Annotated in this window: 27 protein-coding genes and 2 pseudogenes; 18 read left to right on the top strand and 11 right to left on the bottom strand. The window is 67.8% G+C overall.

The window, feature by feature from the left end; translation table 11 throughout:
- From DPV74_RS10650 to DPV74_RS10640, 3 genes are read left to right on the top strand one after another with little or no spacing between them, the layout of a single operon-like run.
- The gene (locus DPV74_RS10650) at positions 1-861 is read left to right on the top strand and encodes a 4Fe-4S cluster-binding domain-containing protein (RefSeq protein WP_233634251.1); all 861 of its coding nucleotides are present in this window, start codon (positions 1-3) and stop codon (positions 859-861) included.
- Positions 858-1,931 carry an asparagine synthase-related protein gene (locus DPV74_RS10645; RefSeq protein ID WP_119337121.1) on the top strand — a complete coding sequence of 358 codons (1,074 nt, stop codon included), beginning with the start codon at positions 858-860 and terminating at the stop codon, positions 1,929-1,931. The genes DPV74_RS10650 and DPV74_RS10645 overlap by 4 nt, the downstream gene beginning before the upstream one ends.
- A 7-nt stretch (positions 1,932-1,938) precedes the next feature.
- Entirely contained in the window at positions 1,939-3,144 is a 1,206-nt protein-coding gene (locus tag DPV74_RS10640) for a glycosyltransferase (protein ID WP_119337133.1), read from the top strand.
- Here DPV74_RS10640 and DPV74_RS10635 read toward each other — a convergent pair.
- Positions 3,101-3,790, bottom strand: a complete 690-nt coding sequence (locus DPV74_RS10635; protein ID WP_119337120.1) for a cephalosporin hydroxylase family protein — start codon at positions 3,788-3,790, stop codon at positions 3,101-3,103. The two genes, DPV74_RS10640 and DPV74_RS10635, sit on opposite strands and share 44 nt — an antisense overlap.
- Between DPV74_RS10635 and DPV74_RS10630 the strand changes: the two genes are divergently transcribed.
- Positions 3,789-4,775: a phosphotransferase gene (locus tag DPV74_RS10630; protein ID WP_205571904.1), complete on the top strand. Its 987-nt coding sequence runs from the start codon at positions 3,789-3,791 to the stop codon at positions 4,773-4,775. The genes DPV74_RS10635 and DPV74_RS10630 overlap by 2 nt on opposite strands.
- Positions 4,776-4,793: 18 nt before the next feature.
- Here the strand turns inward: DPV74_RS10630 and DPV74_RS10625 are convergent, their stop codons facing one another.
- On the bottom strand, positions 4,794-5,369 hold the full coding sequence (locus DPV74_RS10625; RefSeq protein WP_060314112.1) for a polysaccharide deacetylase family protein: 576 nt from the start codon (positions 5,367-5,369) through the stop codon (positions 4,794-4,796).
- A 76-nt stretch (positions 5,370-5,445) separates the two neighbouring features.
- On the bottom strand, positions 5,446-6,003 hold the full coding sequence (locus tag DPV74_RS10620; protein ID WP_374708962.1) for a hypothetical protein: 558 nt from the start codon (positions 6,001-6,003) through the stop codon (positions 5,446-5,448).
- Between the two features lie 271 nt (positions 6,004-6,274).
- Between DPV74_RS10620 and DPV74_RS10615 the strand changes: the two are divergent.
- A pseudogene (locus DPV74_RS10615) lies at positions 6,275-6,755 on the top strand (DUF2501 domain-containing protein).
- 111 nt (positions 6,756-6,866) lie between these two features.
- Here DPV74_RS10615 and DPV74_RS10610 read toward each other — a convergent pair.
- Together DPV74_RS10610 and DPV74_RS10605 are read right to left on the bottom strand one after the other, a co-directional pair.
- The gene (locus tag DPV74_RS10610; RefSeq protein ID WP_027787292.1) at positions 6,867-7,232 is read right to left on the bottom strand and encodes a hypothetical protein; all 366 of its coding nucleotides are present in this window, start codon (positions 7,230-7,232) and stop codon (positions 6,867-6,869) included.
- Between the two features lie 320 nt (positions 7,233-7,552).
- A complete protein-coding gene (locus DPV74_RS10605; RefSeq protein ID WP_027787293.1) occupies positions 7,553-8,314 on the bottom strand; it encodes a hypothetical protein in 762 nt (253 codons plus the stop codon).
- A gap of 124 nt (positions 8,315-8,438) precedes the next feature.
- On the opposite strand from DPV74_RS10605, the gene DPV74_RS10600 reads away from it, so the two are divergent.
- From DPV74_RS10600 to DPV74_RS10590, 3 genes are all read left to right on the top strand, one after another.
- Entirely contained in the window at positions 8,439-9,875 is a 1,437-nt protein-coding gene (locus tag DPV74_RS10600) for an aldehyde dehydrogenase family protein (RefSeq protein ID WP_060174543.1), read from the top strand.
- 121 nt (positions 9,876-9,996) lie between these two features.
- On the top strand, positions 9,997-11,187 hold the full coding sequence (locus DPV74_RS10595) for a nitronate monooxygenase family protein (RefSeq protein ID WP_027787295.1): 1,191 nt from the start codon (positions 9,997-9,999) through the stop codon (positions 11,185-11,187).
- Between the two features lie 65 nt (positions 11,188-11,252).
- On the top strand, positions 11,253-11,894 hold the full coding sequence (locus DPV74_RS10590; protein WP_027787296.1) for an OmpW family protein: 642 nt from the start codon (positions 11,253-11,255) through the stop codon (positions 11,892-11,894).
- Positions 11,895-11,985: 91 nt separating this feature from the next.
- Here DPV74_RS10590 and DPV74_RS10585 read toward each other — a convergent pair whose 3' ends face one another.
- Positions 11,986-12,189 (bottom strand): DUF1289 domain-containing protein, encoded by a 204-nt coding sequence (locus DPV74_RS10585; RefSeq protein ID WP_021159754.1) that lies wholly within the window; start codon positions 12,187-12,189, stop codon positions 11,986-11,988.
- Positions 12,190-12,610: 421 nt separating this feature from the next.
- On the opposite strand from DPV74_RS10585, the gene DPV74_RS10580 reads away from it, so the two are divergent.
- The 5 genes from DPV74_RS10580 to DPV74_RS10560 all read left to right on the top strand — a co-directional run bounded on the left by DPV74_RS10580 (position 12,611) and on the right by DPV74_RS10560 (position 17,190).
- Positions 12,611-13,705, top strand: a complete 1,095-nt coding sequence (locus tag DPV74_RS10580; RefSeq protein ID WP_027787297.1) for a polyamine ABC transporter substrate-binding protein — start codon at positions 12,611-12,613, stop codon at positions 13,703-13,705.
- A gap of 85 nt (positions 13,706-13,790) precedes the next feature.
- Positions 13,791-14,951 (top strand): ABC transporter ATP-binding protein, encoded by a 1,161-nt coding sequence (locus tag DPV74_RS10575; RefSeq protein WP_027787298.1) that lies wholly within the window; start codon positions 13,791-13,793, stop codon positions 14,949-14,951.
- Positions 14,948-15,874: an ABC transporter permease subunit gene (locus DPV74_RS10570; RefSeq protein WP_027787299.1), complete on the top strand. Its 927-nt coding sequence runs from the start codon at positions 14,948-14,950 to the stop codon at positions 15,872-15,874. Before DPV74_RS10575 ends, DPV74_RS10570 begins: the two co-directional genes overlap by 4 nt.
- On the top strand, positions 15,871-16,692 hold the full coding sequence (locus DPV74_RS10565) for an ABC transporter permease subunit (RefSeq protein ID WP_027787300.1): 822 nt from the start codon (positions 15,871-15,873) through the stop codon (positions 16,690-16,692). Before DPV74_RS10570 ends, DPV74_RS10565 begins: the two co-directional genes overlap by 4 nt.
- 87 nt (positions 16,693-16,779) lie before the next feature.
- Positions 16,780-17,190 (top strand): hypothetical protein, encoded by a 411-nt coding sequence (locus DPV74_RS10560; protein WP_119337118.1) that lies wholly within the window; start codon positions 16,780-16,782, stop codon positions 17,188-17,190.
- A 146-nt stretch (positions 17,191-17,336) separates the two neighbouring features.
- On the opposite strand, the gene DPV74_RS10555 is transcribed toward DPV74_RS10560, so the two are convergent.
- Genes DPV74_RS10555 through DPV74_RS10545 form a run of 3 tightly spaced genes read right to left on the bottom strand, consistent with a single transcriptional unit; the run spans position 17,337 to position 20,745 of the window.
- A complete protein-coding gene (locus DPV74_RS10555; RefSeq protein ID WP_027787302.1) occupies positions 17,337-18,143 on the bottom strand; it encodes a sulfite exporter TauE/SafE family protein in 807 nt (268 codons plus the stop codon).
- Positions 18,144-18,161: 18 nt separating this feature from the next.
- Positions 18,162-19,832, bottom strand: coding sequence for a bifunctional protein tyrosine phosphatase family protein/NAD(P)/FAD-dependent oxidoreductase (locus DPV74_RS10550; protein ID WP_119337117.1), 1,671 nt, complete (start codon positions 19,830-19,832; stop codon positions 18,162-18,164).
- 28 nt (positions 19,833-19,860) lie between these two features.
- The gene (locus tag DPV74_RS10545) at positions 19,861-20,745 is read right to left on the bottom strand and encodes an MBL fold metallo-hydrolase (protein ID WP_162923012.1); all 885 of its coding nucleotides are present in this window, start codon (positions 20,743-20,745) and stop codon (positions 19,861-19,863) included.
- Between the two features lie 261 nt (positions 20,746-21,006).
- On the opposite strand from DPV74_RS10545, the gene DPV74_RS10540 reads away from it, so the two are divergent.
- From DPV74_RS10540 to DPV74_RS10520, 5 genes are all read left to right on the top strand, one after another.
- Positions 21,007-22,404, top strand: coding sequence for a sigma-54-dependent Fis family transcriptional regulator (locus DPV74_RS10540; RefSeq protein ID WP_060372761.1), 1,398 nt, complete (start codon positions 21,007-21,009; stop codon positions 22,402-22,404).
- 79 nt (positions 22,405-22,483) lie between these two features.
- Positions 22,484-23,014 (top strand): M949_RS01915 family surface polysaccharide biosynthesis protein, encoded by a 531-nt coding sequence (locus DPV74_RS10535; protein ID WP_119337115.1) that lies wholly within the window; start codon positions 22,484-22,486, stop codon positions 23,012-23,014.
- 164 nt (positions 23,015-23,178) lie between these two features.
- Positions 23,179-23,739 carry a DUF2975 domain-containing protein gene (locus DPV74_RS10530; protein WP_119337114.1) on the top strand — a complete coding sequence of 187 codons (561 nt, stop codon included), beginning with the start codon at positions 23,179-23,181 and terminating at the stop codon, positions 23,737-23,739.
- A gap of 8 nt (positions 23,740-23,747) precedes the next feature.
- Positions 23,748-23,972 (top strand): helix-turn-helix transcriptional regulator, encoded by a 225-nt coding sequence (locus DPV74_RS10525; RefSeq protein WP_027787308.1) that lies wholly within the window; start codon positions 23,748-23,750, stop codon positions 23,970-23,972.
- A 25-nt stretch (positions 23,973-23,997) separates the two neighbouring features.
- On the top strand, positions 23,998-24,654 hold the full coding sequence (locus DPV74_RS10520) for a hypothetical protein (protein ID WP_308355535.1): 657 nt from the start codon (positions 23,998-24,000) through the stop codon (positions 24,652-24,654).
- 57 nt (positions 24,655-24,711) lie between these two features.
- Here DPV74_RS10520 and DPV74_RS10515 read toward each other — a convergent pair whose 3' ends face one another.
- Both DPV74_RS10515 and DPV74_RS10510 read right to left on the bottom strand, forming a co-directional pair.
- Positions 24,712-25,740: a MerR family transcriptional regulator gene (locus DPV74_RS10515; RefSeq protein ID WP_059696660.1), complete on the bottom strand. Its 1,029-nt coding sequence runs from the start codon at positions 25,738-25,740 to the stop codon at positions 24,712-24,714.
- Between the two features lie 117 nt (positions 25,741-25,857).
- Positions 25,858-26,097: pseudogene (locus DPV74_RS10510) on the bottom strand (RND transporter); the annotation flags it as partial.

The following is a 26,097-nucleotide window of genomic DNA, read 5'->3' as shown; positions in this document are numbered from 1 at the left end:
ATGCCGCATCCGACGTCGCCGCCGGGCGAGCGGCAGCACGTATTTCCGCCGCCGCTGGATCGCGACTACCGTGTCGAAGACGGGCGCGTCCTGACGCGCTCGCTGGAAGCGCATATCGTCGACCACTGCAACCTGACGTGCGCGGAATGCTGTTCGCTGTCGCCGCTTCTGCCAGAGTGGTATGCGAGCCCGGCATCGCTCGAGGCCGATCTGCGCCGTGCGGCGAAGGTGCTGCGCCCGCGCATGTTCAAGCTGGTCGGCGGCGAACCGCTGCTGCATCCGGCGCTCGTCGAGCTCGTCGGGCGCGTGCGCGCCACGGGTATCGCGCCCGTGATCTCCGTCACGACGAATGGCCTGAAGCTCGGCGAGATGACGGACGCGTTCTGGCAGGCGGTGGACGCGCTGACGATCTCGCGCTATCCGAAGCCGTCGCTTTCGGCCGACCTGGTCGCGCACATCGAGCACCAGGCCGCGCGCTTCGACGTGCGCCTGAACTGGAAGGTGCAGGACGTGTTTACGACGATGAACCGTGCACAGCCCGGCACCGACCGGGACGCCGCGCAGCGCCTCTATCACGATTGCTGGATTCGCGAGCGCTGCCATATGATTCGCGACGGCATGTTCTACACGTGCACGCGTCCGGCGCATTTCCACACGCTCTACAAGGGCGAGAAGGATTTTCGATCCGACGGCCTGCCGCTGCGCGACGACGCGGGCATGCTCGACGCGATGCTCGCCTATCTGCAACGCGAGGCGCCGCTCGAAGCGTGCCTGCATTGCCAGGGCGGCAGCGCGCCGGTGGCGCCGCACCGCATCCTCAAACGCATTGAAGTGGACTCTTTGAAGGCTCGTTATCCATGATCGTCGGCACGCGCGACCTGTTCGGCTTCGACCGGCTTCACTACCATCCGCGCAGCGGCACGGCGGCGTCCGGCATCCGGGCCGTCCTGCGCGCGTCGGCGCAACCGGCCGGCGAGCCGGACGCGGCGGCCATCGCGGGCTACCTGAGCGGCGAGCGCCTGGTCGGCCGCACCGTGCTGCGCGACGTGCGCGCGGTGCCGCCCGGCCATGCGCTGATCCGTTCGCCGCAAGGGCTGGCCGTTCAGCCGGCACCCGGGCGGCCGCAGCACGCGGATCTGGAAACCGTGCTGCGCGCGTCGCTGCAACGTGCGCTCGACAGCGGCAAGCGCGTTGCGCTGGCGTTGAGCGGCGGGCTCGATTCGGCGCTGCTGCTTGCGCTGCTGCGTGAACTGGGCGCGCAGCGGCACGTGACGTCCTACATCCTCGTGACCGACATGCCGGACTATTGCGAACGCGATGCGGCACTCGAACTGGCCGGGCAGATGCAGGCGAACGTGAAGCTCGTGCGCGTGAACGAGGCGGATTTCGTCGCGGCGCTGCCGAGAACGACCCATGCGGTCGAGGAGCCGATGTTCAACCTGCATCCGGTCGCGAAGCTGCTGCTGGCCGAGGCGATGGCCGCGGACGGCGTCGAGGTGGCCATCACCGGCGACGGCGCGGACCAGGTGTTGCGCCGCGACCAGTCGGCCAACTATCTGCCGCTGTGCCATGCGTTGTTCGATGCGGCGTCGGTCGACCTGCATCCGCCGTTCGTCGACGATGCCGTCGTCGCGCATCTGACCAGCATCGCCCCCGATCCGGACAAGCAATGCCTGCGCGATCTCGGTGCGCGCCTGAACCTGCCGGACCGGCTCGTGCATGGCCCCAAGCGCGGGCGGCTCGCCCCGGCGATGGATCTCGCGACGCTGCTCGATCGCGACCGCACGCACGCGCTGGCCGACACGCTCGGTCTGGACGCGCCCACGCTGCAAACGGACAACGAACGCGTGCTGTGGACGACGCTGTCGCTGATCCTCGATCATTTCAACCGCCTCGACACTCCCCTCGATGCCGCGCATCGCCCAACCTGAGCCGCTCATGAAACGCATCCTGTTCTGCGTGGTGCCCGAGAAAGGGCACGTCAATCCGTGCATCGGCCCGGCCCAGCATCTGCGCGCCGCCGGTTGCGACGTCGCGTTCTATGCGCCGGCCGACATCAGCGCCCAGCTCGACGCCGCCGGCGGCTTCGCGTTCGTCGGGCCGCGCGAGACACCCGAGCGTCACGACCTGTCGCGCGGCGCGAGCTTTGCCGCGAACATCCGCGACGCGGACTGGCTGCGGCACTGGATCCGCACGCTGCTGATCGACCTGGCGCCCGCACAGGTGGACGGCATCCGCGCGGTGCTGCGCGACTGGCGGCCCGACGTGGTCGTGATCGATCCGCTGCTCTATGCGGCGGCGATCGCCGCCGAGCTGGAGGGGCTGCCGTGGGTGGCGATGTCGAATTCGCTGAATCCGGTGCTGCCGGACGATCTCGACTCCGAATTGCTGCGCACGGTGCGATGGCTGGCGCCGGAACGCACCCGGCTGTTCGCGCGCTACGGGCTCGATGCGCGCTTTCGCGGTTGCGACATCCTGTCGCCGCACCTGACGCTCGCGTTCACGACCGACGCGCTGGTCGGCGCGCCGCCGCCCGGTGTCGAACTGGTCGGCCCCGCGCTGCCGTCCGGCCCGCGTGGCGACGAGACGCCGTTCCCGTGGGAGCGCCTCGATGCCGATCGTCCGCTCGTCTACATGTCGCTCGGCAGCCAGCTTTATTACCATCCCGATGTGTTCGCGAAAGTCATCGAGGCGGCGCGCGCGACGCCGGCCCAACTGGTGTTGTCGGTGGGCGAGCTGGTCGATGCGGATCTGCTGCCGGCCGACGACGCGCGTGTCATCGCGGTGCGTTACGTGCCGCAACTGGCGCTGCTGCGACGCACGCACGCGTTCGTCAGCCATGGTGGCGCGAATTCGGTGATGGAGTCGCTCGCATGCGGCGTGCCGATGTTGCTGTCGCCGTTCTGCAACGACCAGTTTCATTCGGCGCACTTCGTCGAGCGGGCCGGCGCGGGGCGCGTGCTGGATCTGCAGCAGGCCGGCGTGGCCGAGATTGCCGATGCGCTCGCGTGCCTGTTGCGCCCCGGTTCGTTGCGCGAGCAGGCGGCGCGGATCCGTGCGAGCTACGCGCGTGACGGCTCGGCGGAGGCCGCGCGCCTGATCAGCGAACTCGCTTCAGGAAACCGCCTGGCGACAGCGTCATGAGTACGCGGTCTTCGATGTCGTAGTCGACCTCGAACCGGTCGTCGCGGTCGAGATAGTCGCGCACGGCGGTGGCCGGGTTGTTGCCTTTGCCGTACGGCTTGCTGTCGAACATCGACGCGGGCAGGTATTCCATGACGGTATCCATCACGATCGCGTAGCTGCCCGGCGTCACGAGCGGCGCATAGCATTCGAGTTCGCGCAGCACGTGCGCGTGGGTATGCGTGAGGTCGAGGATCGCCATCACGCGCGCATCGTGCGGGATCTGCGCGCGTACCGATGCGAGCGTGTCGGCCGCGCACGACTCGCCTTCGATCAGCACCATGCGATCGGCGAGCCGATGCGACTGCAGGCGCTGCCTGACGTCGTCGCGCAGGCGCGGCTCGATCGCGACGACACGGCCGCGATCGCCGTTCAGCGCCAGCATCGACGCGGAGAACACGACGCCGCCGCCCGCCGCGATGCCGGTCTGCACGATGCAGTCGGGACGCTCGCGCCAGATCAGTTCCTGGAGCGCGAGCATGTCGCCGGGCAAGTGGAAGAAGCGCTCGCCGAGCCAGCGCGTCTGGAACAGGTGGTCGAATTCGGCGGCGCGCGTCAGCCATTCGATGTTGATGTCCCGCATGCGGGCCGAAGGACGCTCTGACATGGTCAATGCAACGAGTAGGAGTGACGTGAAAACGCTGGAACCGTGGCTTCACCGGTATTGGAACATCGGGCCTGCACGCATGCAGGCGCTGGCGTCGGGCCATACTAACAAAACGTATCTCGTCGAGTGCGATGCGGGACGCGCGGTGCTGCGCGTATCGTGGTCCGGCAAGCCGGTCGGGCAGGTGGATCGCGAGGCGGCGATACTCGGTCATCTCGGTGATACGCGGACGGCGCCGATGCTGCCGGCGCTGCCGCGCCTGCGGCCGACCGTCGACGCGCAATCCGGCGTGCGACTGCCTGACGGAAGCTGGCTGCATCTGTTCGAGCATATCGACGGCAGCCCCGGCCTGCCGGACGAAGCGGAGGCGGGCGCGATCGATGCGATGCGTGCGCTCGCGCATCTGCATGCGGCGCTGGCGGCGATACCCGTGACCGAATCGGCGCCGCTGGCCTGGCTGTCGGCGCGGCACGCACGCGTTGCCGCGCGCGCCGCGCCGCCGTTGCCGGGGGACCTGAGCGACCACTACGGGACGATGATCCGTCGGATCGACGCGCATCTCGACGCTGCCGCACGCTGGCTGACGGGCACGGTGCACTGGCTGCACGGCGACTATCACGCGGGCAACCTGCTGTACGTGGGGGGCGCCGTGAACGGCGTGCTCGATTTCGACGACGTCGGGCAGGGCGCGCAGTGGCTCGAAGCGGCGTTTGCGCTGTTTGCGCTGTCGCGCGATGCGGGCCGGGACGATCGCTTCGTATTCGACGCGCGCCGCTGGGACGCCGGCCTGCGGGCCTATGCGGCGACGCGGCCCGATGCCGTGCCTGACTGGATGCACGACCGCCGCGACGCGCTGATGGCCCTGTTCTGCGCGGACCAGACGCTGATTCACCTGGAAGCCGCGCAGCGCGGCCTGTGGGTGCCGGGGCCCGGCATCGGTTTTCTCGGCGGCTGGCGGCAGTTGCTGGATGGCGCTGCGCCCTGACGCCGGCCGGATGCCACGTCAGCGCGGCCGATTCAGGAACAGGCGCACGGCTTCGACCGTGTTGGGCCGCGCCTCGCCGTGCCGCGATCCGTCGTGCATGCAGAACAGCACGTCGCGCTGCCGTGCCGTGCTGGCGTCGACATGGGCGCACATCGCATCGAACAGCGCCTGCGGCGACGGCGCCGGCCGCTGCCAGTCGTCGAGGATCGCGGTCCAGCCGGTATGTTCGCGTTGCAGCCGTGCGAGCACGCGGGCGCGACTGTCCCGCGGCATCAGTCCATAAGGCAGGCGCAGCGGGATCGCATCCGGCGCGGGCACGCGGGCCTCGCGATAGGCATCGCGGATCAGCGCGTCGGTCGTCTCGATCTCGTCGATCAACGCGTCGTCCGACAGCGTGCCCGGCTTCGCGTGCGAACGGGTGTGATTGCCGAGCCGGTGGCCTTCGCGCGCCATGCGTGCGGCCACATCGAGCGCGCCTGCCAGATTCCGGCCGAGCAGGAAGAAGGTCGCGCGGCACGACGCGGCGTGCAGGACGTCGAGCAGGAGGGGCGTCGACGGGCCGGGGCCGTCATCGAAACTGAGGCAAATGGGCATCGCAGGTGGGTGCGCCGTTCAAGGTATACCGGGGGAACGATAGCGCAAGTCGCGGCGAGCGGCAGCCGTCGGCCGGCTACTCGCGCGGCTCGATGGCCAATGGACAGGTGCCGACCCGACGCAAGCGCGTACCGGTCCACTCGTAGAAGAACCGGGCCGCCTTCGCGTCGTTGTAGTCGCAATCGTCGTTGAAGCAGCCCGCGACGATCAGCAGCGTACTGCCGGGCCGGAAATCGACGCGCTCCTCGTCGTTGCCCATCACGCCTGCGATGGCCTGTACGCCGGGCATCGTGTACGTCGCGCCCGTGTACTTGTCGACGATCGCGAAATTCCGGCAATCCGTTCCGCAACCCCAGGTCGCGACGCGGTAGTGGCCGGCAAAGTTGGCCGGTTGCGTGAATTCGTCGCGAATGACGGTGCGGTAGAGGCGGGCTTCCCTGGTGGTCAGGCGTGGTGCCGCGGCGGGCTTGCGCGGTGCGCTTGCGGCGGGTGCCGGATAGCGCTCGAACGATGGCGAAGGGCATGCGGCGGCGGCCGTGGCCGCGCCGGCGGTGCCGGCGCCGCAACCCAGCGCGGCCGCTGCGCCGGCGAACAGCAGATATCGATGGGCAAGCGTCACGCGAGTGTCCTTCATGTTCGGGATCGAGATCGGGCCGGAGGGTCCGGGCGGCCGGCGACGACGATTCTATGACGCTTCGCGCGCGCAGGCGACCCGGACGGGCGATCGCGCGCGGATGCAAAACCGGCATGCCCGCACGCGGCTCGCCGTCAAGCTTTGTCAAATCGTGGCGATATCACGATGCCTGACGTTTCAGGCCGCCTCCGAAGGCTGTCATGCACGGGTTGATTGAGTATCCTTGGATTCGATTCGCGGTACTCACGCGGTCACAACCGGGAGGCTTCACATGAATGCACGTCTATACCGCGCGACCATTGCCGGTGCGCTGATCGGATTGCTCGCGCCGTTTTCGGTGGCGCATGCGCAGCTGGGCGATGTCCTGAAGCAGGTCGGCGGCGGGGGCGATTCGGGCGGCAGCGCGGGCGGTGCGCTCGGCAACCTCGGCGGCATCGGCGGCGCGTTGACGGGCGGTGGCGGTTCGTCGCTGATGCCGGGCAGCACCGGCAACGTCGCGGGCCTGCTGCAGTTCTGCATCCAGAACAACTATCTCGGCGGGGCATCCGGCGGTGCGTCGTCGGTGAAGGACGCGCTGATGGGCAAGCTCGGCGGCAACGCGTCGTCCGACAGCGGCTATACCAGCGGTGCGAGCGGTGTGCTCGACGCAGGCAATGGCAGCAAGCTCGACCTGAGCGGCGGCGGACTGAAGCAGCAGGCAAACCAGGCAGATCTGCGACAAGGTGCTGACGCAGGCGAAATCGCTGCTGTAAGCGCGCCTCGCGATTCGGGGTGCGGTGCGCGACGTACCGCCCCTGTCAGTCTTTCAGGCTGACATTCCCGTCAACGACAGGAGCGCGGTGCCGCGCGTGCCGTCCCGATCGTCAATCGGCCAGCCGCTTGTCGGCGAGCGCCTTGCAGCAGTCTTCGTAGACCCATTGCACGAGTTTCGCCCGATAGTCGAGGTCGTCGGTATCGACGATTTCCTCGACCGCGTCGCGCGCCCACGACGCATCGACGAACCCGGCGTGCCGCTTGGCGATGTCCTGCGCGAGCGCCGCGAGCTTGGCGATCGCGAGCCAGTCGGCCTGACGGTGATGGCGGTCGAGCCAGCGGTGCGCGGCCTGGACCTGGAACGTGGCGTCCGGCCACGATTCGTTGAGGTAAAACGCGCCGAGGTTGCCGCAGGTGAGCCAGCAAAGCAGCTCGAGGCGGTCTTGCGAGCCGAGGGTATGGGGTGCGTCGGACATGGCAGCGCTCACGAAATACGTCGATTCCGGGCGGCGCCGGTTGCAACGGGCCGGTGCCGATAGTAAAAACATAGCACGATGCGGGCCCGGCCGCGCACCCGGGCGGATGCTGACATGGCGGTGGCGAAACGGACGCCGCGCCGGCGCGGATGGCCGACGGCGGAATGAGGGAGCGGCGGGAACGAAAAGTGCGCGAGCGCGTGAGGAACGACACGGGAAGATGCGGCCGGGGAGCGACCAGGAAGCGGTCGCTTGCGCTGCGAAGCAGGCCCGTTGCCGGGCCCCCGCAGCCCGGCGCGCGGGCTGGCGGATGAGCGGGATCAGGTCGCCGTGTGTGTGGCGCGCGCGATCGAGCGGATGCTGCGCTCGACGCGGATCAGGATGATCAGCACCGCGAGCGACACGAACGAATACAGCGCGACGAGCGCGGCGACGCCGGCGAAGCGCGCGGTCTGGCCGTTCTCGGCAGCCGTTTCTTCGGCGGCCTTCTTCTCGTTGTCGATCGCCGTCCGGCGTGCGTCGTAGCGCTCGGAGAAGTCGCGCATGACCGCCGACACGACGTCGGTGTATGCCTGCTCGCGCGCATATTCGTCACCGTGCCCGGTGACTTTCTTCTTGACGCTGGCCGCGACGTCCGCGCGTGACAGCACCTTGTCGAGATACGCGATCTGCTGCTCGTAGTACGCGACTTCCGGATGGTCGTCGTCGCCGAGCACGCGCTGGAACGACGGCTCGTACGCGTCGCGATCGACCGCGTAGTCCGGCGACAGGGCCGCCCGGCCGTGCTTCTGCACGATGCCCGACAGTTGCGTCGACAGGCGCAGCGCGGGCGACGCGTTGTCGTCCTTCGCTGCCGCGCCGCCGGCGGCCGGCGTGGCCTTGGCGGTTGCATCGTTCTCCCACGCGAACGATGCGGGATCGACCTGGATGGCCGAATCGACTTTCGGCGGTTTCGACAGGCGCGCATCGAGTGCGATCGCGCCGAATATGACCCCGCCGATCAGGACCGCGGTCGCGAACAACAGCACGATCACGCGCAATACCTGAAGATAGCCGCCCTCGATTTTGGTCAGGATGCTCAAGGCATTCTCCTTTCTTATGATGAATGAGGCGCCGAGGCTAAAGACCTTTCCAATAGCTGTCAATCGTCACACCGGCCGGCCGAAACGCTCGCTAGAATGTCGGCTTTCCTGGAGGCGGAAAACGATGAAAATCTACGACCAGTTCTATATCGACGGCGCGTGGCGCAAGCCGGCCGGCACCGGCACGATCGACGTGATCGACTCGGGCACCGAAGCCGTGATCGGCCGGATTCCGGAAGGCGTCGCATCCGACGCGCAGGACGCGATCCGCGCGGCGCGCGCGGCCTTCGACGCGTGGGCGGCCACGCCGGCCTCGACGCGCGCGGGCTACCTGCGCAAGATCGTCGAGCACCTGCAGGCGCGCAGCGAGGAGCTCGCGCAGTCGATCACCGGCGAAGTCGGGATGCCGATCAAGCTGTCGCGCGCGATCCAGGTCGGCGGCCCGATCTACAACTGGAAGGCGTACGCGAAGCTTGCCGAGTCGTTCGAGTTCGAGGCACAGGTCGGCAACTCGCTCGTCGTGCGCGAGCCGGTGGGTGTCGTCGCGGCGATCACGCCGTGGAACTACCCGCTCAACCAGGTGACGCTGAAGGTCGCACCGGCGCTCGCGGCCGGCTGCACGGTCGTCCTGAAGCCGTCCGAAGTCGCACCGCTCAACGCGTTCATGCTTGCCGAAGCGATTCACGAAGCGGGGCTGCCGGCCGGCGTGTTCAACCTCGTGTGCGGCTACGGCCCGGTGGTCGGCGAGGTGCTGGCCACCGATCCGGACGTCGACATGGTGTCGTTCACGGGCTCGACGCGCGCCGGCAAGCGCGTGGCCGAGCTGGCGGCCGCGGGCGTCAAGCGCGTTGCGCTCGAGCTGGGCGGCAAGTCGGCGTCGGTGATCCTCGACGATGCCGATTTCGCGGCGGCGGTGAAGGGCACGGTCAACGCGTGCTACCTGAATGCGGGGCAGACCTGCTCGGCGCATACACGGATGCTGGTGCCGGAAGCGCGCTACGACGAAGCGCGCGAGATCGCGAAGGCCGCGGCGGAATCGTACGTCGCGGGCGACCCGCGGCAGGATGCGACGCGTCTCGGCGCGCTTGCGTCGGCCGTGCAGCAGCAGCGCGTGCAGGACTACATCCAGCGCGGGATCGACGAAGGCGCGGAGCTCGTGACGGGCGGCACGGGCCTGCCGGAAGGGCTCACGAAGGGCTTCTTCGTGAAGCCGACCGTGTTCGGCCGCGTCGATCCGAAATCGACGATCGCGCAGGAAGAAATCTTCGGGCCGGTGCTGTCGATCATCACGTATCGCGATGAGGACGAGGCCGTGCGGATCGCGAACGATTCGCCGTACGGGCTCGGCGGCGCGGTGTGGGCCGGCAGCGACGAACGCGCGATGGGCATCGCGCGCCGTATCCGTACCGGGCAGGTGGACATCAACGGCGGCACGTGGAACGGCGCCGCGCCGTTCGGCGGCTACAAGCAGTCGGGGCATGGCCGCGAGAACGGCGTGTACGGGCTCGAGGAATATCTCGAGTACAAGTCGATGCAGCTCAAGCCCGCGAAGCCTGCCTGAGCGCTTCGCGCCGCACGAACCGAAAACGGCACGCTGGTGCCGTTTTTTTATTGACGGTCGTCAAGGTGCGCGGCGGTGGATCGTCGATCATCGCGGTTCCGATGTTCCGACGAGGTTTCAGATGACCGTACGCACTTCCTTTCCGCCGCTGACGATCCGCGGCCGCACCTTGCTGCCTGTCGTGCAGGGCGGCATGGGCGTCGGCATTTCCGCGCACCGGCTGGCGGGCAGCGTCGCGCGCGAAGGCGCGGTCGGCACGATCGCGAGCATCGACCTGCGTCACCATCATGCGGACCTGCTCGCGCGTTGCCGCGCGCAACCCGATCGCGCGACGCTCGAGGCCGCGAACCTCGAGGCGCTCGCCCGCGAGATCCGTCTCGCGAAGACCTACAGCGAAGGACGCGGGATGATCGCGGTCAACGTGATGAAGGCCGTGAGCGCGCATGCGGACTACGTGCGGGTCGCATGCGACGAGGGCGCGGATGCGATCGTGATGGGGGCGGGCCTGCCGCTCGACCTGCCCGATCTCACGCAAGGACACGACATCGCGCTGATCCCGATCCTGTCGGACAGCCGCGGGATCGCGCTCGTGCTGAAGAAGTGGATGAAGAAGGGACGCCTGCCCGACGCGATCGTGATCGAGCATCCGGCGCATGCGGGCGGCCATCTCGGCGTCACGCAGATCGACGACATGCACGACCGCCGTTTCGATTTCGCACGCGTGCTCGACGAGACCGCGCAGGTGATGGCATCGCTCGGCATCGCACGCGAAACAATCCCGCTGATCGTTGCGGGCGGGATCAACAGTCACGACACGGTGCGCGCGGCGCTCGAGGCCGGCGCGAACGGCGTGCAGGTCGGCACGCCGTTCGCGGTGACGGAAGAGGGCGATGCGCATCCGCACTTCAAGCGCGTGCTGGCCGACGCGACGCCCGACGACATCGTCGAATTCGTCAGCGTGACGGGGCTGCCCGCACGCGCGGTGAAAACGCCGTGGCTCGATCGTTACCTGCGCAACGAGACGCGCATCCGCAACAAGCTCGGCGCGCTGAAGCAGCGCTGCCCGACCGCGCTCGAATGCCTGAGCGTATGCGGCTTGCGCGACGGCATCGAGAAGTTCGGCCATTTCTGCATCGACACACGGCTGGCGGCGGCGCTGCGCGGCGACGTCGCGAACGGGCTGTTCTTCCGCGGCCGCGAGGCGTTGCCGTTCGGCCGTGCGATTCGCAGCGTGCGCGACCTGCTCGACCTGCTGCTGACGGGCTGTGCGACCGAGCCTGCGGCAAACCGTCCCACGTTTACGCTGGCTTGACGGATATCAAGACGATGAAAAGACCCTACGAGGAAAATGGGAACCATTCTTTGGGGGTCCGTACCATGCATAAAACGATTCGAACTTGTGTCACCGCTGCCGCCGTTGCGGCCAGTTTCGCCGCGATGCCTTCGCTGTCGCACGCGGCCTCGCCGGGCGACGGCATCAACCAGGGCGACGTCCTGGTCCGGCTGCGTGCGATCAGCATCCAGCCGAACGAACGCGCGAGCGACACGCTGGGCGCGCTCAACGTCGGCGTGAACAACGCGATCGTGCCCGAGCTCGACTTCACGTACATGATCCGCGACTACCTCGGCGTCGAACTGATTCTCGGCACGTCGCGGCACCAGCTGACGTCGAGCCTCGGCAATCTCGGCGGCGTGGGCGTGCTGCCGCCGACGCTGCTGCTGCAGTATCACTTCAACCATGCCGGCAAGGTGCGTCCGTATTTCGGCGCGGGCGTGAACTACACGTACTTCTACAACAACGGGCTCAACGTCGGCGGGCAGGGCGTGTCGATCAACAAGAGCAGCTTCGGCCCGGCATTGCAGTTCGGCGTGGACGTGCAGTTGACGAAGAAGGTCTTCATGAACGTCGACGTGAAGAAGATCTGGATGAGCACCGATGCGACGCTCGGCGACAAGGGCATCGGCACGCTGCACATCGATCCGCTGATCGTCGGCGTGGGCGTCGGGATGAAGTTCTAGACGCGGCGGGAACGGAACAGGAACAGAAACAGAACAGAGTTGGGGTTGGCGGCATGGCGGTCTGCATGCCGCTTTTTTTTGCGCGGCGGATTTACAGCTTGTCGTACTGGAAGCGCATCGCGGTGCCTTCGCGCTGGATGCGCTCCCATACCGCGCGCTTTTCGTCGTCGCTCAGGAACACCCAGTTCGACACTTCGGCCGCCGTGCGGCCGCAGCCCTTGCAGACTTCGTCGAAGAGGGTCGAGCACACGCCGATGCAGGGGCTGTCGGGCAGGTCGTGGAGATTGGAGGCCATTGGAGGGGTTCACGCAGTTGAATCGTCAGCCGCCATTTTAATGCATCGCGGCCGGTCGGTCGGACGGGCGCGGCCGGCATGCCGTACCGGTGCGGCGGCGTGACAGTACGGCCGGGTTCGGGCGCGGCCGCCGCACGGCTCGCGTCCGGCCGGCGAACCCGGTTTCGTCGCCGCCCGTCGTTCCCGGTGGACAGCCGCCGATTACCCGATAGAATTCCCCGGGAACGTCCCGCCGCACGGGCCGCCTGACTGGCCGGCAGCGGGATATCTGTTCCGTTTGCGCGACACCGGCATGATTTTTTTGTGACGGGGCGCGAATGATGGTAGTTTTCGGGGTTTTCGAGGGGCGGCGCGCCAGAATGCGCCGCCATGACGAGGCAGACGGCAGCCGGGCAACGTGTCCGGCCGGAGGGAGAACGGGATGAAAGCAAAGGTAGTGGGCCGGTTCGCAGCGCTCGCGCTGTGCGTGGGTGCATCGGCGGCAGCGGCGAAGGATACGCAGCTCAATGTCTATAACTGGTCGGACTACATTGCGAAGGACACGATCCCGAACTTCGAGAAGCAGACGGGCGTCAAGGTTCGCTACGACAACTACGACAGCGACGATACGCTGCAGGCGAAGCTGCTGACGGGCAGCTCGGGCTACGACATCGTCGTGCCGACCAGCAACTACGCGGGCAAGCAGATCGCCGCCGGCATCTTCGCGCCGCTCGACAAGTCGAAGCTGCCGAACCTCAAGTACCTCGATCCGCAGCTGATGGCGCTCGTCGCCGGCGCGGACCCGGGCAACAAGTTCTCGGTGCCCTGGGCGTACGGCACGACCGGTCTCGCGTACAACCTGACGAAGGCGCAGCAGGCGCTCGGCAAGGTGCCGCTCGACAACTGGGACATCCTGTTCAAGCCGGAAAACATCTCGAAGCTGAAGACCTGCGGCGTGTCGGTGCTCGACGCGCCCGACCAGATGTTCGCGGCGACGCTGCACTACATCGGCAAGGATCCGATGAGCACGAACCCGGCCGACTACAAGGCCGCGATGGAAGTGCTGAAGAAGATCCGCCCGTACATCACGCAATTCAACTCGTCGGGCTACATCAACGACCTGGTCGGCGGCGACATCTGCTTCGCGTTCGGCTGGTCGGGCGACGTCGTGATCGCGAAGCATCGCGCGATCGAGGCGAAGAAGTCGTACAAGGTCGAGTACTACATTCCGAAGGGCGGCGCGCCGGTGTGGTTCGACGTGATGGCGATCCCGAAGGACGCGAAGAACAAGGAAGCCGCGCTGGAGTGGATCAACTACATCGAGGATCCGAAGGTGCACGCGGCGATCACGAACGCGGTGTACTACCCGAGCGCCAACGCCGAGGCCCGCAAGTACGTGCGGCCCGACGTCGCGAACGACCCGGCCGTCTATCCGCCGGCCGACGTCGTGAAGACGCTGTTCCTGCTCAAGCCGCTGCCGCCTGAAATCCAGCGTCTGCAGACGCGTCTGTGGACCGAGCTGAAGTCGGGCCGCTGACGCGAGCCGGCGTTCCCAGCAGTCATGAAGCCCCTGGTGCCCCCGGGGGCTTTGTTCGTTCAACGCAGGAGAGATGCAGCACATCATGAATAGCCAGTCGGGTGCGCCGGTCGCGGGCGCACCGTCCTCCGTTTCCTCCTCCGGCGCCGATGCGCGCGCCGAGAACTTTGTCCAGATCGTCGACGTCGTCAAGAAATTCGGCGACACCGAAGCCGTGCGCAGCGTCAACCTGACCGTGCGCCAGGGCGAGCTGTTCGCGCTGCTCGGCAGCTCGGGCTGCGGCAAGTCGACGTTGCTGCGGATGCTCGCGGGCCTCGAGACGGTCACGTCGGGCAAGATCCTGATCGACGGCGAGGACCTCGCGCAGATGCCGCCGTACAAGCGGCCCGTGAACATGATGTTCCAGTCGTATGCGCTGTTCCCGCACATGTCGGTCGAGTCGAACGTCGCGTTCGGCCTCAAGCAGGAAGGCACGCCGAAGGCCGAGCTGAAGGAGCGCGTGGCCGCGGCGCTCGAACTCGTGCAGATGACCAAGTACGCGAAGCGCAAGCCGCACCAGCTGTCGGGCGGCCAGCAGCAGCGCGTCGCGCTGGCCCGCTCGCTGGTCAAGCGCCCGAAGCTGCTGCTGCTCGACGAGCCGATGTCCGCGCTCGACAAGCAGATCCGCCAGCGCACGCAGATCGAGCTCGTCAACATCCTGAACAAGGTCGGCGTCACCTGCATCATGGTCACGCACGACCAGGAAGAAGCGATGACGATGGCCAATCGCCTCGCGGTGATGAGCGAAGGCCAGATCGTGCAGATCGGCTCGCCGAACGAAGTGTACGAATACCCGAACAGCCGCTTCTCGGCCGAATTCATCGGCTCGACGAACCTGTTCGAAGGCGTGACCGTCGAGGACGAACCCGACCACGTGTACATCGAATCGCCGGAGCTGCCGAGCCGGTTGTACGTGAGCCACGGGATCTCGGGCCCGCTCGGGATGCCGGTCACGGTGTCGGTGCGCCCCGAGCGGATCGCGCTCACGCGCAAGCCGCCCGAAGGCGCGTTCAACTGGGCGCGCGGCCGGATCGGCAACGTCGCGTACATGGGCGGCTATTCGCTGTATCACGTGAAGCTCGACGGCGGCAAGACGGTGATCGCGAACGTGTCGAGCCTCGCGATTTCGGAGCTCGACACGCCGTCGCTCGGCGACGAGATCTACGTGCGCTGGAGCGCGACTGCCGGCGTGGTGCTGACGTCATGACCTCGTTCAAGTCCATGCTCTCGTGGCCGGTGCGGCGCTTCAACCTGACGGGCGCCACGGCGGTCGTGGCCGGCCCGTTCACGTGGCTCGTGCTGTTCTTCCTCGTGCCGTTCGTGCTGGTCGTCAAGATCAGTTTCGCGGAGCTGCAGCTCGGCATCCCGCCGTACACGGAGCTTGCGTCGTACGCCGACGGCGTCGTGCACGTCGCGCTGAACCTGTCGCACTACGCGTTCCTGTTCACGGACAGCCTGTATTTCGCGACCTACGTGAACTCGGTGTGGGTGGCCGCGATCACGACGCTGTTGTGCCTGCTGATCGGCTATCCGATGGCGTACTACATCGCGCGCTCGAACCCGGCGACCCGCAACCTGCTGATGATGGGCGTGATGCTGCCGTTCTGGACGTCGTTCCTGATCCGCGTGTACGCGTGGATCGGCATCCTGAAGAACAACGGGCTGCTGAACAACTTCCTGATGTGGATCGGCCTCACGCATACGCCGATCGAGCTGTATCGCACCAACTACGCGGTGTACATCGGGATGGTGTATTCGTACCTGCCGTTCCTCGTGATGCCGCTGTACGCGCACCTGGTGAAGATGGACCTGCGTCTGCTCGAGGCCGCGTACGACCTCGGCGCGAAGCCGTGGAAGGCGTTCGTGCAGATCACGCTGCCGCTGTCGAAGAACGGGATCATCGCGGGCTGCCTGCTCGTGTTCATCCCGGCGGTGGGCGAGTACGTGATTCCCGAGCTGCTCGGCGGCGCGAACACGCTGATGATCGGCCGCGTGATGTGGAACGAGTTCTTCAACAACGCAGACTGGCCGATGGCATCGGCCGTGACCTGCGCGATGGTGCTGCTGCTGCTCGTGCCGATGGCGATGTTCCAGCACTTCCAGGCGAAGGAGCAGGGAGGCCGTCGATGAAGCCGAATCGTTACCTGCAGTTCGCGGCGCTGTTTGCCGGCTTCGCGTTCCTGTACATCCCGATCATCAGCCTGATCGTCTATTCGTTCAACGAGTCGAAGCTCGTCACCGTGTGGTCGGGGTTCTCGTTCCGCTGGTACTCGGCGCTCGTCGAGGACGACGAACTGCTGACGGCCGCGTGGCTGTCGCTGAAGATCGGCGTGCTGACCGCGTTCGCGTCGGTGATCATCGGCACCTGGGCCGGTTTCGTGCTCGCGCGGATGGGGCGTTTTCGCGGTTTCGCGCTGTTCAGCGGGATGATCAACGCGCCGCTCGTGATTCCCGAGGTGATCCAGGGGATCTCGCTGCTGCTGCTGTTCATCGAACTGGCGAAGTGGATCGGCTGGCCGGCCGAGCGCGGCATCTTCACGATCTGGCTCGGCCACGTGATGCTGTGCATCTCGTACGTCGCGATCATCGTGCAGTCGCGCGTGCGCGAGCTGAACCCGTCGCTGGAAGAGGCCGCGCTCGATCTCGGCGCGACGCCGCTGAAGGTGTTCTTCACGATCACGCTGCCGCTGATCTCGCAGGCGCTGATCGCGGGCTGGCTGCTGTCGTTCACGCTGTCGATCGACGACCTCGTGCTGTCGGCGTTCCTGTCGGGCCCCGGCTCGACGACGCTGCCGCTCGTGGTGTTCTCGCGTGTGCGCCTCGGGCTGAACCCGGAGATGAACGCGCTCGCGACGCTGTTCATCGTCGCGGTGACGGCCGGCGTCGTGATCGCGAACTTCGTGATGCTGCGCCAGGAGCGCAAGCGGATGGCGGGGTTCGCGACCTGACGCCTGAATGGCGTCTGCCATGAACAACGCCCGGTGCCGACGACGAGTCGGGCCGGGCGTTTTGTCTGGCGCGACGGGAGAAAGGAATTGAAGATTTCAGAATTGCTTGGTGCAAGCCTGACTGCCGCGATCGTGGCAGGCTTGTTGATCGGCATTGTGTCCGTCAAGGATTTCGGCGAAGTTTCGATCTTTTTTTCCGCTGTGGCTTTCACGGTTGCATTTCCCGTGGCAATGCTGCTTTCGTATCCGGTCTATCGGGCCAGCACGCTGCTTCCTCGGAGGGCGGTATTGCCGATGCTGGTCATCGTGGGCGGTGCGGCTGGATTGACCGTTCTTGCGGTTCTGACACAGGCAGCCTGGCCGGACATCGCAAGGAACGGAGAAATGGCCCTGCTGTATGCGGCAATCGGAATGATGTGTGCGGTTTCGGCGCTGGGGTATGTCGAGCGATCCGGGATTGCCGGCAGGCTGCGCAAATGGCTCAAACGGCCGAATTGACGGCCATCCAGCATCTGTCTTGACGACGGGGCGTCGCGCCGTTGGCCGGTGGCGCCCGCGATAAAAAACGCCCGGTATCGACGTCGAGTCGGCCGGGCGTTTTGTCTGGTGGCGCTGCGCGTCGACCGGCGCCGGTCGGTACGCGATTACGCGCCGAACGCCGCCTTCGCCAGCAGCCCGAGCGCTACGCACACGAGTACGGCCGCGAACCCGGCCTGTACGTGCCGCGCGGCGAGGTGTCTCGATGCGCCCCGACCGGCGGCCATGCCGAGTGCGGTCGCGACGGTGAACCACAGCGTCACGTCGAGCGGTGCACGCGTGCCTGACACGAGCGTCGCGAACACGCCGCCGGTGCCGACCAGCGCGATCACCATCAGCGATGTCGCGACCACCCCATGCATCGACACGTTCGTGAACTTGCGCAGCATCGGCACGATCACGAAGCCGCCGCCGACGCCGAGCAGCCCCGTCATCAGGCCCGTCATCGCGCCGGTCGACGCCAGCGCCACACCGACCGGCCAGGACCACACGAGCCGGCCCGTATCGGGATTCACGCGGCCGACGCACAGCGGCGACGCGTCGGCGTCGACCGCCGCATGCCGCAGCGCCTGCCGCAACAGGCGGCCGGCGACGACCAGCATCGTCAGTGCGAACAGCGCGAGCAGCAGGCGCTGCGGCAACACGTGCGCGAGCCGTACGCCGAGCGTGGTCAGCGGCACGCCGGCCACCGCCATCAGCAGTGCCGCGCGATAGCGCACGAGCCCGCGGCGGAAGCCTTCGAGCGCGCCGAGCGCCGCGCTGCCGGCCACCGCGACGAGCGCGACGGGCGTGGCCTGCTGCATCGGCCAGCTCATGCCGACGACGAGCGCGGGCACCGCGAGGATGCCGCCGCCGGCGCCGGTCAGGCCGAGCACGGCGCCGACGAAACCGCCCAGTACGAGGGAAATCAGCATGACGTCATCGGGCTCCGGTCAACGCGCGATCGCGGGTTTCGCGAGCCATTCGCGGCCCTTGAGCATCGCCTTCCAGTAGAGCGGCGGCAGCACGCGTTCCTTGAGCAGCCACGCGAGCCGCGACGGGCGCTTGCCGTCGATCAGCCACGCGGGGAAGGTCGGCGCGACCTTGCCGCCGTACAGGAATTCGGCGAGCACGATCTTGCCGCGCTCGACGGTGAGCGGGCACGAGCCGTAGCCGTCGTATGCGGCGTCGCCGTGCGCGCGGCCGAGCGACACGAGCAGGTTGTGCGCGACGACGGGCGCCTGCTTGCGGGCGGCCGCGGCCGTTTTCGCATTGGTCGTGTTGGTGGCGTCGCCGAGCGCGTAGATGTCCGGATACTGCCGGTGGCGCAGTGTCGCCGGATCGACGTCGATCCAGCCGGCCGCATCGGCGAGCGGGCTCGACCGCACGAAATCGGGCGCCTTCTGCGGCGGCACGACGTGGATCATGTCGAACGAGCGCACCACGGTTTCCTTGCCGCCGTCGGGCAGCGCGCGCGCGAACGTCGCCCGGCGTGCCGGGCCGTCGATCGAGACGAGGTTGTGGCCGAACGACAACGCGATGTCGTAGCTTTTCACGTACTCCATCAGCGCGGGTACGTAGTCGACGACGCCGAACAGCGCGCCGCCCGCATTCAGGAACTCGACGTTCGCGGCCTCGAGGCGGCCCGCGCGCCGCCAGTGGTCGCACGACAGGTAAATCGCTTTCTGCGGTGCGCCTGCGCACTTGATCGGCATCGGCGGCTGCGTGAAGAGCGCGTTGCCGCCGCGGAACGCGCGCACGAGTTCCCACGTGTACGGCGCCAGGTCGTAACGGTAGTTGGACGTGACGCCGTTGCGGCCGAGCGTGTCGGCGAGGCCTTCGATCGCGTGCCAGTCGAGCTTGAGCCCCGGGCACACGACGAGCTTGCGATAGCCGATGCGGCGGCAGCCGTCGAGCACGACCGCGTGCGCGTCGGGCTCGAAGCCCGCGACGGCGGCCTGGATCCGGTGCACGCCGCGCGGCAGCACGTCGGTGATCCGGCGTGCGGTAGTCTCGGGGCGGAACACGCCCGCGCCGACCATCGTCCAGCCCGGCTGGTAGTAGTGGACGTCGGCCGGATCGATCACCGCGATGTCGAGCGACGCGTCGCGCGCGAGCAGGCTCGACGCGACCGCGATGCCGGCCGCGCCCGCGCCGACGATCACGATGTCGTGCCGCGCGTCGACGGCCGGTGCCGCCTGCTTGCCGCCTGACACGACACGCGACGCGAGCGCGTGCAGGTCGTAGCCGGCCGCGGCGGCCGTCGCGACGATGTCGTTCAGCGGGCGCAGGCCGGCTTGCGACAACGCCCACAGCGTGGCCGAACGCATGCCGCTGCGGCAGTACGCGAGCACCGGGCCGTCGATCGACGCGACGAGTGCGCCGAATTGCGCGGCCTGGTCGTCGGTCACCTTGCCCGTATCGACCGGCAGGTAAAGCACGTCGATGCCGAGCGGCGCGGCGGCCGCGCGGATTTCGGTGACGGTCGGCTGGTCGGGGCCTTCGCCGTCGGGGCGGTTGCAGATGATCGCGCGGATGCCGGCCGCGTGAAGCGCGGGCAGGTCGGCCGCCGCGATCTGCGGCGAGACCGACAGCGCGTCGGTCAGCTTGCGGATGGAGGTCATGTCGGGGTCTCGGTTGGGGCGCCGGCGCTCAGATCGCGTCGAGCGGGATCTTCAGGTAGCGCACGCCGTTGTCTTCGGGCTCGGGCAGGTGGCCGGCGCGCATGTTGACCTGCACGGACGGCAGCATCAGCACGGGCATGGCGAGCGTGGCGTCGCGCGTGGTACGCATCGCGACGAAATCGTCCTCGGTCACGCCGTCCTTCACGTGCACGTTCGCGCGGCGCTGCTCGGCCACGGTCGTCACGAACTGCACGTCGCGGCCGCCCGGCTGGTAGTCGTGGCACAGGTACAGGCGCGTGTCGGGCGGCAGGCCGAGCACGCGCGCGATCGAGCGGTACAGCGTGCGCGCGTCGCCGCCCGGGAAGTCGCAGCGGGCCGTGCCGTAGTCGGGCATGAACAGCGTGTCGCCGACGAATGCCGCGCGCTGCGTCGCGTCGTCGACGCAGTAGGTCATGCACGCGGGCGTGTGGCCCGGCGTATGCAGCGCGCGGATCGTCAGCGTGCCGAGCGCGAGCATGTCGCCGTCGTCGAGCAGCCGGTCGAACTGGCGGCCGTCCTGCGCGAAGCCGGGGCCCGCGTTGAACAGCGTGCCGAACACGTGCTGCACGCGGCGCACGTGCGAACCGATCGCGATCCGGCCGCCGACGCGTTCCTTCAGGTACGGCGCGGCCGACAGGTGGTCGGCGTGCACGTGGGTCTCCAGCAGCCAGTGCACGTCCGCGCCGAGTTCGGCGACGCGGGCGATCAGCCGGTCGGCGCTGGCGGTGCGCGTGCGCCCGGATGTCGGGTCGTAGTCGAGCACGCTGTCGATCAGCGCGCATGCGCGGCTCGCGGTATCGAGCACGAGATAGCTGACGGTGTGGGTCGCCGGGTCGAAAAAGCCTTCGACCGACAGCGTGGTGGCATCGCTCACGGGGTGTCCTTGATCGGGTTCTGCATCTGCAATCGCGATCTGTAACTCAAGAAGCGTGCCAGCCTGCATCGCGGCACTGGCCGATCTGCCAGGGATTTGATTCGACTCGGGTTTTCGGCGCAGGCGCGGCGAAGCACGGGCGTCGCCGGCGTTCGGTTGCCGCTGCCGACTGCCACTTCTGGCAGTGTCGTGGCAGAATTGGCAGTCCGCCTGGCAGTGCGCCCGCCAGTTCGTCAGGCATCTCCTTCACCGAGCGTCCGCATGAATCCGCACGACACCATCCCGATCGTCCCCGCGCCGCGCCCCGACGTCATGCCCGACGTGCGCGCGCTCGTCGCGTATCTCGAGCAGGATCCGCAGCCGATGATCGTCGTCGATCCCGATTACCGCATCCTCGCGGCGAACGATGCGTACCGACGCCAGTTCGGCGTCGCGGGCGTCGAGCACGTGGGCCGGCACTGCTTCCAGGTGTCGCATCACTACGACGTGCCGTGCGACCAGGCCGGCGAGCATTGCCCGATGAAGCAGGCGCTCGAGTCGCGCGGGCTGAACCGCGTGCTGCACATCCATCACACGCCGCGCGGCCCCGAACACGTCGACGTCGAATTGCGGCCGATCTTCGATGCGCACGGCAACGTGATCGCGTACGTCGAGCGGCTGACCACGGTGCGCAGCGCATCCGCGCAGCCGAGCGCGGAAGGGCTCGTCGGCGGCGCCGACGCGTTCAATGCGGCGCTCGGCGCACTGCAGCGCGTCGCGCCGTCGATGCTGCCGGTGCTGCTGCTCGGCGAATCGGGCACCGGCAAGGAGCTGTTCGCCCGCGCGCTGCACGAGGCGAGCGATCGCGCGATGGGGCCGTTCGTCGTCGTCGATTGCTCGGGGATCGCCGAGACGCTGTTCGAGAGCGAACTGTTCGGTTACGAGAAGGGCGCGTTCACGGGCGCGAACCAGCGCAAGCCGGGCCTCGTCGAGACCGCGCAGGGCGGCACGCTGTTTCTCGACGAGATCGGCGACGTCCCGCTGCCGATGCAGGTGAAGCTGCTGCGCCTGATCGAGTCGGGCACGTTCCGCCGCGTCGGCGGCGTCGAGGCGCTGCGCGCGGACTTCCGGCTGGTCGCGGCGACGCACAAGCCGCTGCGCGAGATGATCGACGACGGCCGGTTCCGGCAGGATCTCTACTACCGGATCAACGCGTTTCCGATTCCGCTGCCGGCGTTGCGCGAGCGGCGCGGGGACGTCGCGCTGCTGGCCGAATCGATCCTGCGGCGAATCGCGAACGCGCGCGCCGGCGCGGGCGAGACGGGCGCACGGCCGTTCGCGGCCCGGCCGTTTGTCCTGACCGAACGCGCGCGCGCGTGTCTCGATGCCTATGCGTGGCCGGGCAATATCCGCGAGCTGCGCAACGTGCTCGAACGCGCGTGCCTGTTCGCGGACGACGGGACGATCCGGGTCGAACACCTGCCGGCCGAGCTGGTCGCCGCATCGGCGCCGCCGCAGGATCGCGCGGCCGATGCGCGCGGCGTGTCGGACGCGGAGCTCGTGCGCATCGCGCGCACGTTCGACGGCACGCGCAAGGCGCTCGCCGAGCAGGTCGGGATGAGCGAGCGGACGTTGTACCGGCGGATGAAGGCGCTCGGGCTCGGGGCGCGCGAGCGCTGAACGGGCAGGCGGCGGGCGGCTGGCAGAGGCACGCGGCTGTGTCGATAATGGCGCGTTCGATCCTGCTTCCACCTCGCCGATGAAGAGACGCTTCCTTTCGCCTTGCCTGTTTCTTGCCGCCACTGCGCTGTGCAACCTGGCGCAGGCCGCCACCGAATACACGTGGATCGATGCGGCCGGCGTACATGCGGTGACGCTCGCACGCACCGCGTCCGGCGACGACCTCGAGCTCAAGGTCGCCGCGACGCTCGACGGCCGGCCCGACTGGACGGTGCGCGACTACGTGAAGGCATGTCCGGTCGACGTGATTCTCGACGTCGTGCCCGCATCGATCGAGATGCGCGACCTGCTCGGCGACGGCCGCAAGCAGTTTCTGTTCGCGTACAGGATCGGCTGCCGCGGCGACGTCAGCGCCGACCAGGTCAAGTACTTCCTGATCGACCAGGGCACGAAGTACGTGCTGCGCGGCGAGGAAACCGTCACGGTCAACGGCAAGTTCATGGACGGCGGCGCGGCGCCCGTGCCGAATGCGGACCTGAAAGCCCGACCCGCGTTTCTGCGCTACATGACGAAGCACTGGCACGCGATCAGCGCGCGCGACTACCGATAGGCGCGCGCCCGGCGATCGTGACGGCGCGTGCGACACGCGCCTGTTGGGGGTGGGTCAAAACTGTCGAACAATAAAAAATCATGGTTCAACGGCAATTAATTATCGTTTTACGATAATTTCAGACGTACAATCGACGCTCGTTCATTCGTCGTCGAGGACACGTCATGCATTCCGATCGCATCGCCCGTATCAGCCAGCAGATGGCCACCGTCACGCTGTGGTTCATCGTCGGCATGCTGGTGCTCAACGCCGCGTGCTGGGCGTTCCCGTCGCTGAACGCGGCGTCGGGGCCCGGCCTCGTATTCGGCCTCACCGATTCGGTGATCTCGAACCTGCGCGTGGATGTCGCCGCGTTCCCGTGGTGGCAGAAGGCGGTCGGCATCCTGCTGTCGAGCGTGCCGCTGATCGCGCTCGCGACCGGCCTGCGTCATCTGCGTGCGCTGTTCCGCACCTACGCGCGCCGCGACTATTTCTCCGCGCAAGCGGCCGGCCATCTCGGCAAGACGGGCCGTGCGATCGGGATGTGGGTGCTGCTGAGCCTGCTGTGCGAACCGCTCCTGAGCGTGTGGGCGACGCTGCGCGAACCGGTCGGCCATCGCGTGGTCAGCATCGGGTTCAGCCTGCCGTACGTGGTCGCGCTGTTCACCGCGGCCTGCATCGCGGTCATCGCGCACATCCTCCGGCAGGCGAGCGAACTCGATGCCGAACATCGGCAGTTCGTCTGAGGCGCGCCATGTCGATCGTGGTCAAGCTCGATGTGATGCTCGCGACGCGCAAGGTCCGCTCGAAGGATCTCGCGGCGGCGGTCGGCATCACCGAACAGAATCTGTCGCTGCTCAAGCAAGGGAAGGTCAAGGGCATCCGTTTCGCGACGCTCGAGGCGATCTGCCGTTATCTCGACTGCCAGCCCGGCGACCTGCTCGCGTTCAGCGATGACGGTGTCGGCGAGCCGGACTGACGCATCGCCATCGCGGCTTGCCGGCGTGGCGGGGCGACGCCGGTCGCGCATCGTCGCGCTGGCTGTCGTCGCGTCCGTATCGATTCACCTGCTCGGATGGTTCGTGCTGCAGCGGGCGTCGACGGTGGCCGGCCCGAACGCCGGGGCGCGGCCCCGGCTCGCGCTGCGCGTCGAGCTGATTCCCGCGCGGCCGGTGCCCGCAGCGGGCACGCATGACGCCGGGCGAACCGGGCCCGCCGCGAGTGGGCGCGGTGCGGAGGGCGCCGTGTCATCGACGAAACGATCCGCCGCGGTTGCGGTGTCGCGCATGACGACGCGGGCGTCTTCGAATACGGAGGGCGTTTCGCGTCGGCAAGGTGAAACGCCTGCCGGCGCAATCGCGACCCGACGTGAACCCCGTTCCGAGAACGCACCAGGCCCCGATCTCGACTGGCGCCGCGATCTGGACGCGATCGGCTCGCGGCATGCGGCGGCGCGCAGTCCGGCGCAGGCGGCGGTCGGGGCATTGGGCGCGTCGTCCGGCGGCGTGGCCGCGCGCCGTGACACCGTCGATGCGAGGCTGGCCGACGGCATGTCGAATGCCCGTCGCACCGACTGCCGGCACGCGTATTCACGCGCGGGCCTGCTGGCGTTGCCGATGCTCGCGCTGGATGCGGTGCGCGACACAGGCTGCAAATGGTGAAGCGGGCGGCACGCGGGAAACCCGCCTGCCGCCCGCACGTTCATGCGCTCAACGCGTTCAGCGCGCGGGCGCAAGCTGCGCCATCGCCTCCCGCACGAAACCGATCAGCGTGTCGTCGACCCACGTATCCTGCGTCAGTGCAGGCTCGTTCATCATCGCCGCGCGGAATTTCGCATGCGTGGCCGGATCGTGGCCGGCATAGCTGCAGAACAGCTCGAGCCAGCGCTGCGCGAGCGCGCGGCCTTCCGGCGAAGCAGGTCGGGCGCCCGCATCGATCGCGTCGCGCACGTCGCCCATCAGTTGCGGCCATTCCATCGCGCGTTCGCCGTAGTGCGCGCGCATGAAGCGGATCTCGTCCGGCGCGAGGTACTTCTCGAAGATCCGCATCTTGTTTTCGGACGACGCACGCAGCACATAGTCGCGCAGCGCAGTCGAAATGCCGATCTTCGACTGCATCGCCGGTTCTTGCTCGTGCATCAGGTTCAGCTTTGCCAGCAGCCGCGGGTCGTTGTTCGTGTCGCGCACGAGCAGCTTCATCCAGCGACTGGCGAGCGCACGGGGGCGTTCGTCCTCGGCGGGTACGCCCGCGTCGTGCAGCGCGCGCACTTCGTCGACGAGTGCGATCCATTCGGCGTCGCCCGCCTGGCTTTTCTGGTACATCGGCAGGCGCGCGAGTTCTTCCTCGGAAAAATATTTGTCGTACACGGTCATCAACTCCAGTGTGGTGAGCCAATCGGCCAGCTCCGGCTCCGTGCCCGCGGCGAGCTGCGCATGCAGGCTCACGAGGCGCTCGCGCAGCTGCGCGGTCTGCGCGAGCTGACGGTCGAGCAGCGCGATCTGCTTTGCGACGAGATCGACGAGCGGGGTGCCGGGCCGGTTCAGGTGATCGCCGATTTCGGTGAGCGACAGGCCGAAGCGACGCAACGCCTGGATCTGGTGGAGCCGGGCGATGTCGTGGCGGTCGTACAGCCGGTAGCCGTTGTCGGCGCGCGCCGAAGGCGTCAGCAGACCGATCGCGTGATAGTGATGAAGCGTGCGGACGGTCAGCCCGCTGCGTTTCGCCAGTTCTCCCACTTTCAGTCGCATTCGTTCCTCCGTTCGGTACGCACACTGGAGTCTCGAACGTTACGCTACGTGAGGGTCAAGCGGAAGATGGGGAAGCGTGCGCGCGGGGATTCCGCGCGCACGCGATGGCGGGGCGGCTTATTGCGGCGAAGGCGGCGTGTCAGTGGCGGCGGTATCGGCGGTGGCGGCGCGCGCATGCTGGCCGGTTGCGCCGTCGCCGGCGGTATTGCCGGCCTTGCCGGACGGCCCGCCCTTGTCGACCGGCGGCGTGCCCATCGCCTGGTAGAGCCGCGCGGTATCCGCGAACCGCGCGCCGGTCGCGCGGATCTCGTCGAGCCGTGCATTGCGATACTGCAGCTCGCTGGCGCGCGCGGCCGA

Source organism: Burkholderia sp. HAN2018 (assembly GCF_024704855.1).
Taxonomy (GTDB): Bacteria; Pseudomonadota; Gammaproteobacteria; order Burkholderiales; family Burkholderiaceae; genus Burkholderia; species Burkholderia cepacia.
The sequence above is the reverse complement of the archived record's forward strand: the minus strand, read 5'-3'. Positions and strand labels throughout refer to the sequence as shown.